At 71.0% G+C, this 11,339-nt stretch carries 12 protein-coding genes; 9 read left to right on the top strand and 3 right to left on the bottom strand.

Going from position 1 to position 11,339, the window contains the following annotated elements; genetic code table 11:
* A partial coding sequence (locus SACPADRAFT_RS33680; RefSeq protein ID WP_233357100.1) for a glutaredoxin domain-containing protein occupies window positions 1–577 on the bottom strand: 577 nt, incomplete at its 3' end.
* Window positions 578–755: 178 nt separating this feature from the next.
* On the opposite strand from SACPADRAFT_RS33680, the gene SACPADRAFT_RS0201980 reads away from it, so the two are divergent.
* The 5 genes from SACPADRAFT_RS0201980 (at window position 756) to SACPADRAFT_RS0201960 (ending at window position 5,051) form a co-directional block, all read left to right on the top strand.
* Complete coding sequence (locus SACPADRAFT_RS0201980; RefSeq protein WP_007024920.1) at window positions 756–2,009, top strand: NAD(P)/FAD-dependent oxidoreductase; 1,254 nt, start codon at window positions 756–758, stop codon at window positions 2,007–2,009.
* Between the two features lie 300 nt (window positions 2,010–2,309).
* Entirely contained in the window at window positions 2,310–3,188 is an 879-nt protein-coding gene (locus tag SACPADRAFT_RS29780) for a hypothetical protein (protein WP_028662142.1), read from the top strand.
* 137 nt (window positions 3,189–3,325) lie between these two features.
* A complete protein-coding gene (locus SACPADRAFT_RS0201970) occupies window positions 3,326–4,147 on the top strand; it encodes an SAM-dependent methyltransferase (protein WP_007024918.1) in 822 nt (273 codons plus the stop codon).
* 77 nt (window positions 4,148–4,224) lie between these two features.
* Window positions 4,225–4,611: a DUF1330 domain-containing protein gene (locus SACPADRAFT_RS0201965; protein WP_007024917.1), complete on the top strand. Its 387-nt coding sequence runs from the start codon at window positions 4,225–4,227 to the stop codon at window positions 4,609–4,611.
* A gap of 5 nt (window positions 4,612–4,616) precedes the next feature.
* A complete protein-coding gene (locus tag SACPADRAFT_RS0201960; RefSeq protein WP_007024916.1) occupies window positions 4,617–5,051 on the top strand; it encodes a hypothetical protein in 435 nt (144 codons plus the stop codon).
* An 8-nt stretch (window positions 5,052–5,059) separates the two neighbouring features.
* On the opposite strand, the gene SACPADRAFT_RS0201955 is transcribed toward SACPADRAFT_RS0201960, so the two are convergent.
* Together SACPADRAFT_RS0201955 and SACPADRAFT_RS0201950 are read right to left on the bottom strand one after the other, a co-directional pair.
* Complete coding sequence (locus tag SACPADRAFT_RS0201955; RefSeq protein ID WP_007024915.1) at window positions 5,060–5,245, bottom strand: hypothetical protein; 186 nt, start codon at window positions 5,243–5,245, stop codon at window positions 5,060–5,062.
* Window positions 5,242–7,689, bottom strand: a complete 2,448-nt coding sequence (locus SACPADRAFT_RS0201950; RefSeq protein WP_007024914.1) for an ATP-binding cassette domain-containing protein — start codon at window positions 7,687–7,689, stop codon at window positions 5,242–5,244. The genes SACPADRAFT_RS0201955 and SACPADRAFT_RS0201950 overlap by 4 nt, the downstream gene beginning before the upstream one ends.
* 275 nt (window positions 7,690–7,964) lie before the next feature.
* Between SACPADRAFT_RS0201950 and SACPADRAFT_RS0201945 the strand changes: the two genes are divergently transcribed.
* The 4 genes from SACPADRAFT_RS0201945 to SACPADRAFT_RS0201930 form a co-directional block, all read left to right on the top strand.
* A complete protein-coding gene (locus SACPADRAFT_RS0201945) occupies window positions 7,965–9,266 on the top strand; it encodes a TrkH family potassium uptake protein (protein ID WP_007024913.1) in 1,302 nt (433 codons plus the stop codon).
* Window positions 9,259–9,924 carry a potassium channel family protein gene (locus SACPADRAFT_RS0201940; protein WP_007024912.1) on the top strand — a complete coding sequence of 222 codons (666 nt, stop codon included), beginning with the start codon at window positions 9,259–9,261 and terminating at the stop codon, window positions 9,922–9,924. The genes SACPADRAFT_RS0201945 and SACPADRAFT_RS0201940 overlap by 8 nt, the downstream gene beginning before the upstream one ends.
* 199 nt (window positions 9,925–10,123) lie before the next feature.
* On the top strand, window positions 10,124–10,816 hold the full coding sequence (locus tag SACPADRAFT_RS0201935) for a type 1 glutamine amidotransferase domain-containing protein (protein ID WP_007024911.1): 693 nt from the start codon (window positions 10,124–10,126) through the stop codon (window positions 10,814–10,816).
* Window positions 10,817–10,818: 2 nt separating this feature from the next.
* Window positions 10,819–11,339, top strand: a 521-nt coding sequence (locus SACPADRAFT_RS0201930) for a TetR/AcrR family transcriptional regulator (protein ID WP_007024910.1), incomplete at its 3' end; no start/stop codon positions are given.

The raw sequence follows: 11,339 nt of genomic DNA, 5'->3' as shown, positions 1-11,339 counted from the left end.
ACGATCCGGACAGCGCCGGTTCCACCGGTGTGTCGCCGACCGTCAGCACGGCGGTGCCGACCAGGGCGAGCAGGCCGCCGCCGAGCGCGGTCGTGAGTGCCGGCATCACGGGCAGTGCCCGGCCGACGCGCAGCCGACGGCCGACGGGCCAGGTGGCCGCGACGACCGCGGACGCCAGGTGGTAGGGCGTCTCGGGGTTGCCGAGGGTCAGCACGAGCCACAGTCCGGCGAGGATCACCGCGAGACCCAGTCCGGCGTGCCAGGGCCCGGCCGCGGCCTTCGCCAGGGCGCCCCGGTCCATCGTGTCGAGCAGGCCGGGCGCCCGGGTGCGGACCGCGTCGAGCACCCGGGTCGCGCGCGGGTTCACCATGGTGTGGTCGTCGCCGACGACCACGGTGGGCACGGTCTCGTTGCCGTCCGCGATCGCGCGGACCCGGGCGGCGGCCCGCGAGTCCTGCCAGATGTCGACCTTCCGGACGGGCAGACCGATCCGGTCGAGGTCGCCGAACAGCCGGGAGCAGTACGGACACCCGGGACGCCAGTACACCGTTACCGGTGTGGTGGTTCCGTCGCTCACGAGATCTCCGGGCGGTCGTCGGCGGTCACTGCCGTCCAGTGTCGCACGCACCGGGCCGCCTTCTTGGCTCCATGCCAGCACGGTGTGGAGTGCGGTTCACGAGGAATGCGGGGGAAGACGGGCCGGACGGCGCGGTCCGTCTCCGGGCGGCACCGTGCTGCGGAGGGGCGGTGGTGTGATGACACAGCAGGCCGAGGTGGTCGTCGTCGGTGCGGGGCTGGCCGGGCTGACGGCCGCCCGCGAGCTGCGGTCCGCGGGGGTGGACGTGCTCGTGTGTGAGGCGGAGGACGAGGTCGGTGGCCGCATCCGCACCGACGTGGTGGACGGCTTCCGGCTGGACCGCGGATTCCAGGTCCTGCTCCCCGGATACCCGGCCGTCCGGTCGACGGTGCGGGTCGCCGACCTGCGGCTCCGACACTTCACCCAGGGGGTGATCGCCGGTGGGGACCGGGGACGGCGATACCTCGCGCCGCCCTGGCGCCATCCGGCCGCGCTGCGCGACCTCGCGGAGTTCGCGTGGCGCCGGCCGCGGGACGTGACGGCGTTGGCGTGGCTGTCCGCCCGGGACACGGTGGCTCCGGCGCGGGTGCTGCGTGCGGGGCCGGAGCGTTCCACGGCGGACGAGCTGGCCCGCAGCGGTGTCTCCGACCGGACCGTCGACGAGGTGCTCCGCCCGTTCCTGGCCGGGGTCTTCCTCGACCCCGCGCTGCGCACGTCCTCCCGGGTGTTCCACCTGATCTGGCGGGCGTTCCTGCGTGGTGGCGGGGCGCTGCCCGCGGCGGGGATGGGGACGCTGCCCCACCTGATCGCGCGTGACCTGCCCACGGACGGCATCCGGTACTCCACCCCCGTCACCGAGGTCGACGACGAGGGGGTCAGGCTGGAGGGCGGGGAGCGGATCCCCGCGCGGGTGGTGATCGTGGCGACCGGCGGGGACACCGCGGCCCGGCTGCTGCCCACCGTGTCCGCGCCCGCGTGGCACTCCGTGACGACCTTCTACTACCGCCTCGCGGGCCGACCGCCGCTGGAGCAGCCCACCCTCCTGGTGGACAGCGGTGAGCTCGTGTTGAACACCGCGGTGATCAGCGCCGCCGCCCCCGGCTACGCGCCGCCCGGGTCGGCGCTGGTGGCCGCCTCGGTGCCGGAACGGGCCGACGCCGACCCGGCGACCGAGACCCGGGTGCGCACCAGGCTCGCGCGGCTCTACGACACCACGACGGCGGACTGGGAACTGATCCGTGCCTACCCGATCCGCCGGGCCCTTCCCGTGATGACCGAACGGCACCCGCTGCGGAGCACGGTGCGCCTCGGCCCGGGCCGGTACGTGTGCGGCGACCACCGGGACACCAGCTCGCAGCAGGGCGCCCTGACGTCCGGAAAGCGCACCGCCCGGGCCGTGCTGCACGAGCTGGCCGACCGGTCGTGGTCCTGACCAGGTCCGCGGATCGGAACCGACGCCCGGACGACCGCGTGGCCACGGCCGTCCGGGCGCACGGAGGCCGCCGTCCGCATCACCTGTCCGGGCTGTCCCGCCTGACGCTTTCGGGCGGTTGCGGCGCACGTTCGGCATGAACCGGGGTGCACCGGTGGAAACTTGGGCTTCGAACGAGGCTGAGTCGGTCCGGCCGCCGTCCGTGATCGTTGCTCGCGTGCGGAGGCCCACGAGGCTCACCGGCCAGCTGGCCAATTGTCAGTAGGGGAAGTGCGAGGCTCGATGGTGTTGACAGCACGGATGTCCAAACGACTCGCCGCCGTCGCCGGGGTGGCGGCGGGGGCGCTGCTCGGGACCGCCTCATTCGCGGGAGCGCAGGTCACTCCGGAAACCGACGACAACAGGGCCACCCCGATGCCGGGCAACGCGACCACGTGTGCGCAGGCCGGTCTGGAGGGAACCATCCTGACCAGGGGTACCGACTTCCAGTTCACCGGTGGCGGGCCCCAGGACCAGTTCGTCACCATCACCTCGGTCTCGCCCGGGGTCGAGGTGACCGGCATCGTGGTCAAGGGCGGCCCGAACTACAACGTCTACGTACCGGGCGAGGCGGGTACCGGCGGGGAGGTTCTGCCCGAGGATCCCCCGTGGGAGGACCTGCGGTCGCCGTTCAACCAAGGTGGCAACATCCCCACCATCAGTAACTGGTTCGTCTGCGGGACCACGGGTGGGCCGACGAACGGGCCCACGACCACCGTGACGACGACCGTCACGGACACCACGACGGAGACCACCACGGTCACCGAGACCCAACCGGGCACCACGGTCACCGAGACCCAGCCCGGAACGACCGTCACGGAGACTCAACCGGGCACCACGGTCACCGAGACCCAGCCCGGAAGCACCGTGACCCAGACGGTCACCGCCACCGACACCGTGACCGAGACGGTCACGAAGAGCAAGGGTAAGGACAAGTGCCCCGACAAGGGGAAGCACAAGTCGTGTGACGACGACGGCGCCGCCAACGCCGGCATCTTCAACACCGGGAAGGACCAGCAGGTTCCGGACGACGGTGCCAACGCGGGGATCTTCAACCTCGGCACCGGCGCGGCCGGACTCCTGCTGCTCGGCACCGGGAGCCTGCTCGCGGCGCCGCGGATCCGCGGCAGGCGTCGGTAACGCCGCCACCCGCAGCTGACGCGGGAGGGAGCCGCCCGGGCGGGCGGCTCCCTCCCATTGCTCGGTACCCGTTCCCCTGGCGTTGACCGACTGTCACACTGGACACCCGTCCGGGTGAGCACAGGGGAGTGGTACGGGTGTCTGGTTCCGACGACAAGCCGGCGGCGTTGGACAGGCCGAGTTCGGCGCGGGTCTACGACTACCTGCTCGGTGGGACCCACCACTACGCCATCGACCGGGCGTTCGCCGACGAACAGGTGGCAGTGGCCCCGGACATGCCGTACGGGATGCGCTCGAACCGGGAGTTCATCGGGCGGGCGGTGCGCCTGGCACTGCGGCACGGCATCCGCCAGTTCGTCGACATCGGTGCCGGGCTGCCCAGCCAGGGCCAGGCGCACGAGATCGCCGACGAGACCGACCCGGAGGCCGGGGCCCGGGTGGTGTACGTGGACAACGAGGAGATCGCGCACGCCCACTCGGAGATCCTGCTGGCGGAGGAGGCGGACCCGCGGCGGCACCGGGCGGTGTTCGGCGACTTCTCCGACGACGAGCGGCTGTGGCAGCGGGTGCTGGACACCGGGGTGATCGACCCGCGGGAACCGACGTGCCTGCTGGTCACCGCCCTGCTGCACTTCATGCCCCCGGAGAAGGCGCCGGAGCGGACGTTGGCCTTCTACCAGGACCGGCTTCCCTCGGGCAGCATGCTCGTGCTCAGTCACATCTCCGACGCGGACCACCGGCCCGACACCCACGAGGTCGTGGCGAACTATGCCCGAACCACCAACCCGGCCTTCCTGCGGTCCCGGGACGAGGTCGCGGCCCTGTTCGGGGACTGGGAGCTGGTGGAACCGGGCGTGGTGTGGGCCGTCGAGTGGCGTCCGGACGGTCGGGAGGAGCCGTGGTGGGACGACGATCCGGCCCGGGTCCGCTACCTCGCCGGGGTCGCGACCAAACCCTGACCGGCGGGCCCGGGTCTCGCCGGACACCCGGTCGCACCACGGCGTCGCCGCGGGGCCCGCGCGTAGGATGCGGCGCCATGGCGATCGATCCGACCGGTTCCGACCTCAAGCGTTTCCTGTCCGACCGGCCCGACGAGCCCGTGGTGATGCTGAACCTGCTGCGCTTCCGGGAGGGCGGCGCCGAGCGTTACGCCGACTACCTGCGGCACTTCCGGCGGTTCGCCGAGAAGGCCGGCGCGACGATCCTGTACTACGGGCACGGGGCGGCGCCCGTGGTGGCCGAGGCCGGGCAGGACTGGGACGCCGTCCTGCTGGTGTCCTATCCGAGCAGGCGCGCCTTCTCCGAGATGGTGCGCGACGAGGAATACCAGCGCGGCACCCACCTGCGGTCGGAGTCGCTGGTGGAGACCGTGCTGCAACCGACCACCGACGCCTCCGGCGCGGTCTGGCCCGACGGGAGCTGATCCCCGTGGCGCGGCACAGAGTGGTGCTGGTGCGCCAGTGGGACCGGCAGATGGGCGGCTCCGGCTGTTGCGGCCGGTTGGACGGCGACCTGGTCGGCGCGCTCCGCGGCGACGACACCGGCCCGTATGTGCACTCCCGCGCCGACATGGAACGGATGGGTGCGGTCTACCGGGCGTTGCGCGCGCGGTTCGACGAGGACGAGGTGGAACTCACCGTGGTCGACCCCCGCAACACCGCCTGGATCCTGCCCGCCGTCTGGCGCGACGCGCGGCGCCGTGGCCTCTCCCGCCGTGCCGCACTGACCCAGGTCAACGCGGCGACGCGGGCCCGCGCGGTGGTCTGCGACGGCCTGGCCCTGCGGTGTGCCGCTGACCCGGGGCAGGTCGTGGCGGCGGTCGAGGCCGACCTCGCCGGACGTCGACCGGCGGAACAGGGGTGACGCTCCGCTCATCCGGTCGGGAGGTCGGCGTCTCCGGGACGGGTGTGGATCGCGTCCCGGATGTTCTCCCATCGCGCCCCGCGGAATGCCGGGTGCAGGCCGTGGCCGTCGACGTCGGCGTCGACGAACTCGAACCGCTCGCCGCCGGTGTGCTGGGGGACGCTCACTTCTCCGCCGTCCGTTTCCTCGGTCATGTCCGAACCGGGTTTCCCGCGCCGACCGTGGCCGCGAGGTGTTCCCCGGTGAGGGTGGAGCGGGCGGTGACGAGGTCGGCGGGGGTGCCCTCGAAGACCACCCGGCCGCCGTCGTGGCCCGCGCCGGGGCCGAGGTCGATGATCCGATCGGCGTGCGCCATGACGGCCTGGTTGTGCTCGACGACCAGGACGGACCGGCCGGAATCGACGAGCCGGTCGAGCAGGTCGAGCAGCTGTGCGATGTCGGCCGGGTGCAGGCCGGTGGTCGGCTCGTCGAGGATGTAGACGGCGGCGTCGTCGGCCAGGTGGGCGGCCAGCTTGAGCCGCTGCCGTTCCCCGCCGGACAGGGTGGTCAGCGGCTGGCCGAGGCTGAGGTAGCCGAGCCCGACGTCGGCCAGCCGCCGCAGGATCGTGGTGGCTGCGGGCAGCTTCACCCCCGCACCGCCGAAGAACTCCGCCGCCTCGGTCACCGACATCGCCAGGACCTCGCTGATGTTCCTGCCCGCCTCCCCCTCACCGAGCCGGTGATCCAGCACCGACGACTGGAAGCGCTGCCCTCCGCACACCTCACAGGTGGTGGCGACCCCGGCCAGGACGGCCAGGTCGGTGTAGATCACGCCCGCGCCGTTGCAGTTGGGGCAGGCGCCCTCGGAATTCGGACTGAACAGCGCGGGTTTCACGCCGTTCGCCTTCGCGAACGCCTTGCGGATCGGGTCGAGCAGACCGGTGTAGGTCGCGGGGTTGCTCCGGCGTGATCCCTTGATCGCGCCCTGGTCGATCGTGACCACACCCGGGTCCGGGGGGATCGACTCCACCAGGGAGCTCTTGCCGGAGCCCGCGACCCCGGTGAGGACCACGAGTTCGCCCAGCGGGATGTCCACGTCGACGTCGCGCAGGTTGTTCGCCGCCGCGCCGCGGACTTCCAGGGTCCCGGTGGGGGTGCGCACCGTGTCCTTGAGGGCGGCCCGGTCGTCGAGGTGGCGGCCGGTGAGCGTGCCGCTGGTGCGCAACGCGTCGACGGTGCCTTCGAAACAGACCGTCCCGCCCGCCGAGCCCGCCCCCGGGCCGAGGTCGACGACGTGGTCGGCGATCGCGATCGTCTCCGGCTCGTGCTCGATGACGAGCACCGTGTTGCCCTTGTCCCGCAACCGCAGCAGCAGGTCGTTCATCCGCCCGACGTCGTGCGGGTGCAGGCCGATGGTGGGTTCGTCGAAGACGTAGGTGACGTCGGTGAGCGACGAGCCGAGGTGGCGGATCATCTTGGTTCGCTGGGCCTCGCCGCCGGACAGCGTGCCCGCGGGCCGGTCGAGGGAGAGGTAGCCGAGCCCGATCTCGACGAAGGAGTTCAGGATGTCCCCGAGCGCGGTCAGCAGCGGGGCGACCGTGGCGTAGTCCCCGCCCGGTTCGTCGGCGGACCGTTCCCGCAGGCCCCGTACCCAGTCGGCGAGGTCGGTGATCTGCATGGCCGAGCAGTCGGCGATGCTGCGGCCCTCGATCAACGAGGACCGGGCCTGTTCGGAGAGCCGGGTGCCGCCGCACTCGGGGCATTCGGTGAAGGTGATCGCGCGGTCGACGAACGCGCGGATGTGCGGCTGCATCGCCTCGCGGTCCTTGGACAGGATCGTCTTCCGCAGCTTCGGGATCACGCCCTCGTAGGTGAGGTTGACCCCGTCGACCTTGATCTTGGTCGGCTCCTTGTGGAGCAGATCGTCGAGCTCGGCGGCGGTGAACTCCCGGAGCGGCTTGTCCGGGTCGAAGAACCCGCAGCCGGTGTAGATGCGGCCGTACCAGCCGTCCCTGCCCCAGCCGGGGATCGTGAACGGCCCCTCGTTGAGGGACTTGCTGTCGTCGTACATCGCGGAAAGGTCGAAGTCCGTGACCGAACCTCGGCCCTCGCAGTGCGGGCACATGCCCCCGGTGACGCTGAACCCGCGGCGCTCCTTCACGGTCTTGCCACCGCGCTCGAACGTGACCGCCCCCGCTCCGCTGATCGAGGCGACGTGGAAGGAGAACGCCTGGGGCGAGCCGATGTGCGGCTTCCCGAGCCGGCTGAACAGGATTCGCAGCAGCGCGCCGGTGTCGGTGGCGGTGCCCACCGTCGAACGCGGGTCGGATCCCATGCGTTCCTGGTCGACGAGGATCGCGGTGGTCAGTCCGTCGAGCATGTCGACGTCGGGCCGGGCGAGGGTGGGCATGAAGCCCTGCACGAAGGCGCTGTAGGTCTCGTTGATCATCCGCTGGGACTCCGCGGCGATGGTGCCGAACACCAGCGAGCTCTTGCCCGAACCGGAGACGCCGGTGAACACCGTGAGCCTGCGTTTCGGGAGGTCGATGTCGACGTCGGCGAGGTTGTTCTCCCGTGCGCCCCGCACACGGATGAGGTCGTGACTGTCGGCGGTGTGCGGCGCGTGCGGCCGGGTGTCCGTACCGGTGACCGTGCTCATCGTGTCTCCTCCTCGCGCGGGGCCGCGTCGTTCGACGACACCGGGCACGATTCAACCAGCTCAGGCCGACAGTTTCCCGGTGTGGCGACCGTCGTGGCCGGGGTCGCGCAGGTATTACCCACCCTGGTGCGGCCGGTGCCCGGTCGCGGCGCCGTAGGGGTACCGTCCCCTGCGGTAGTTATCCGGGAACTGGGAACGGAGTCTTCGTGGCGCGGCGTCTCCAGCCGGTGCGGCGTCGTTTTCGCCCGAGCTGGCATCAGCCCGCCAGGATCGTCGTGGTGGCGTTCGCGTCCACCATCGCGGTGGGGGCGGTGCTGCTGTCCCTCCCGGTGGCCTCGGCCTCCGAAGAAGGGGCCGGGTGGGTGACCGCTCTGTTCACGGCGACCTCGGCGGTGTGTGTGACCGGGCTGATCGTGGTGGACACACCCGGGTACTGGTCCACCTTCGGTGAGGTGGTGATTCTGGCCCTGATCCAGGTCGGTGGCCTGGGCATCATGGCGTTGGCCTCCCTGCTGGGCCTGTTGATCACCCGGCGGTTCGGCTTGCGGATGCGGCTGACGGCCGCCACCGAGACCAAGACGCTGGATCTGGGTGACGTCCGTCGGGTGGTGACCGGGATCGTACTGGTCAGCTTCCTGTTCGAGGCGGTGCTGAGCACGGTGTTGACCCTGCGCTTCGCCTTCGGGTACAGCTACCCGTGGGGTACCGCCCTTTACCACGGGGTGTTCCATGCGGTGTCGGCGTTCAACAACGCCGGTTTCGCCCTGTACTCCGACAGCCTGATGCGGTTCGCCACCGACCCGTGGATCTGTGTGCCGATCGCCCTGGCCGTCATCACCGGCGGCCTCGGCTTCCCGGTGTGGATCGAGGTCTGGCGGCGCGCTCGCGGGTCACTACGGCGCTGGTCGTTGCACGTGAAGGTCACCGTCCTGACGATCGGGGCGCTGCTGGTGGTCGGGACGACCGTCGTCACGGCCGCGGAGTGGAACAATCCCGAGACGCTCGGTCAGTTCGGTCCGGGCGGACGTCTGCTGGCCGGATTCTTCCACGGCGTGATGCCGCGCACGGCCGGTTTCAATTCGCTGGAGGTCTCCGAGTTCGAGTCCGGAACGCTACTGGTGACGAACGTGCTGATGTTCATCGGCGGGGGTAGTGCGGGCACCGCGGGCGGTATCAAGGTCACCACCTTCGCGCTGTTGGGGTTCATCATCCTCGCCGAGATCCGGGGTCTGCCGACCGTGCACGTGATGGGCCGGAAACTGACCTCGGCGGTGCAGCGTCAGGCGCTCACGGTCGTGCTGCTCAGCATGGGAGCGGTGGTGAGTGGGACACTGCTGTTGCTCACTCTGACGCCGTTCCACCGGCTCGAGACGGTGCTGTTCGAGGCCGTCTCCGCCTTCGCCACGGTGGGGCTGTCCACCGGGATCACGGGTGAGCTGCCGACATCCGGAACCCTGGTGCTGACGGGACTGATGTTCCTCGGCAGGCTCGGACCGATCACACTCGCCTCGGCATTGGCATTGCGGGAACGCGCACGGCGATACGAACTTCCGGAGGAGAGACCGATCGTTGGGTAACAGGAAACAGGGCCAGCGGGTCGTGGTGATCGGACTGGGCCGGTTCGGTGGTTCACTGGCGAGTGAACTGATGAGCGCCGGTGTCGAGGTGCTCGGGCTCGACCACGACCCCCGTCGTGTCCAGCGTTACGCCGACGAGCTCACCCACACGGCGGTGGCCGACACCACCGACATCGAGGCACTGACCCAGCTGGGCGTCACGTCGTTCCGCCGCGCGGTCGTCGGGATCGGTAACGACATCGAGGCCAGTGTCCTCACCACCTCGTTGCTCGACGAGCTCGGGGTCGCGCGGATCTGGGCGAAGGCCGTGAACCGGCAGCACGGGCGCATCCTCGAACGGGTGGGTGCCCACCATGTCGTGCTGCCCGAACACGACATGGGGGAACGGGTCGCGCACCTGGTGACCGGTCGAATGCTGGACTACATCGAGTTCGAGGAGGATTACGCGATCATCAAGACCACCGCACCCGCGGAAGCCGTGGGCAGGCCGCTCGGGGAGACCCAGGTGCGGCGGCGGTACGGGGTCACCGTCGTCGGGATTAAACGTCCCGGTGCGGGGTTCACCTACGCCACGGCGGAGAGCACGGTGGCGGGTGAGGACATCCTCCTGGTCGCGGGCCGGAGGAACGACGTGGAGCGGTTCGCCGACCTCACCTGACGGACGGCCGCGAGACCACCCGGGCGCGACGATGTGACCGGAGCTGTCGGGGTGCGATGAGTCATGCGACACGTCTCCTTGAGGACTCTCGGTCGGGCGGGACTACGGTGGAGCTCGTTCGATGGTCTGACACTTCGTGTATAGATCGTCAGTTTGTCGAGTGCGTCGTCGCGCGCGCCCGTTTCGGAGGTTGAGTGACATGAGCAAGATCCTGTTCGTGATGACCGGCGTGGACTACTGGACGCTGGCCGACGGCACGCGGCACCCGACCGGATACTGGGCCGAGGAGTTCGCCGCGCCGTACCAGGAGTTCACCGCCGCGGGCCACGAGATCGTGGTGGCCACGCCGGGCGGTGTGGTGCCCACCGTGGACCGGGCCAGCCTGGCCGCGGAGGCGAATGGCGGGCAGCAGCGTGCCGACGAGATCGCCGCCGTTCTGGAGTCGGCCACCGAACTGCACCGGCCGGTCACGCTGGCCGAGGTCGACCCGGCCGACCACGCGGCGGTGTTCTACCCCGGCGGGCACGGCCCGATGGAGGACCTGGCCGTCGACGACGACTCGGCGCGGGTGCTCACCGACACCCTCGCCTCCGGGAAGCCGCTGGCGGTGGTCTGCCACGCCCCGGCCGCCCTGCTGGCGACCGACACCGGTGACGGCTCCCCGTTCGCCGGGTACCGGGTGACCGGCTTCACCAACACCGAGGAGGCCCAGGCCGGGCTGGCGGACAAGGCCCCGTGGCTGCTGCAGGACCGGCTTCTCGCCCTGGGCACCGAGTTCGCCGAGGGTGAGCCGTGGGCGTCGAACGTGGTCGTCGACCGCAACCTGTACACCGGGCAGAACCCGGCGTCGTCGGGGCCGTTGGCCGCCGAGGTCGTCAAGGCACTGGGCTGACGATGTCCGGCGACCGGCTCACCGAGATCCTGGATGCCACGTACGAGTGCCTCACCCGGTACGGCATCCGGCGCACCACCATGGACGACATCGCGACCACGGTGGGGGTGTCCCGGTCGGCGGTCTACCAGTACGTCCGCAACAAGGACGACGCCGTCCGGCGGCTCGTCGAGCGCCTGCACCGCCGGGCGCTCGACCGGGCCGCCGAGGTGGCCGCCGCGGAACGGGACCCGGCCGAGGTGGTGCGCGGCATCCTCGCCGTCAAGCTCGACCTCGTGCTGGACCTCGCCGGGGACTCCGCGCACACCGCCGAACTGCTCGACGCCAAGGCCCGCCTGTACGGCGACATCTGCAGCGACTTCACCACCCGGCTGCACCGGCTGCTCACCGACGTCTTCCGCGACGCCGGGCCGACCGGGATCCCGCCCGCCGACGCCGCCGACATCGCGATCGCCCTGGTCGTCGGCCTGGAGACGCATCCGGACGCCGCGCGGCTGCTCGGCCCCGCGACCGACGCGGTGCT

Origin of the sequence: Saccharomonospora iraqiensis subsp. paurometabolica YIM 90007 (assembly GCF_000231035.2) — a bacterium.
Taxonomy (GTDB): Bacteria; Actinomycetota; Actinomycetes; order Mycobacteriales; family Pseudonocardiaceae; genus Saccharomonospora; species Saccharomonospora paurometabolica.
This window is presented reverse-complemented; position numbering and strand designations above follow the sequence as displayed.

Excerpts from the sequence above, each read along its gene's own strand:
- SACPADRAFT_RS0201980 (WP_007024920.1), top strand. The coding sequence starts at position 756 with ATGACACAGCAGGCCGAGGTGGTCGTCGTCGGTGCGGGGCTGGCCGGG.
- SACPADRAFT_RS29780 (WP_028662142.1), top strand. The coding sequence starts at position 2,310 with ATGTCCAAACGACTCGCCGCCGTCGCCGGGGTGGCGGCGGGGGCGCTG.
- SACPADRAFT_RS0201965 (WP_007024917.1), top strand. The coding sequence starts at position 4,225 with ATGGCGATCGATCCGACCGGTTCCGACCTCAAGCGTTTCCTGTCCGAC.
- SACPADRAFT_RS0201955 (WP_007024915.1), bottom strand. The coding sequence starts at position 5,245 with ATGACCGAGGAAACGGACGGCGGAGAAGTGAGCGTCCCCCAGCACACC.
- SACPADRAFT_RS0201950 (WP_007024914.1), bottom strand. The coding sequence starts at position 7,689 with ATGAGCACGGTCACCGGTACGGACACCCGGCCGCACGCGCCGCACACC.
- SACPADRAFT_RS0201935 (WP_007024911.1), top strand. The coding sequence starts at position 10,124 with ATGAGCAAGATCCTGTTCGTGATGACCGGCGTGGACTACTGGACGCTG.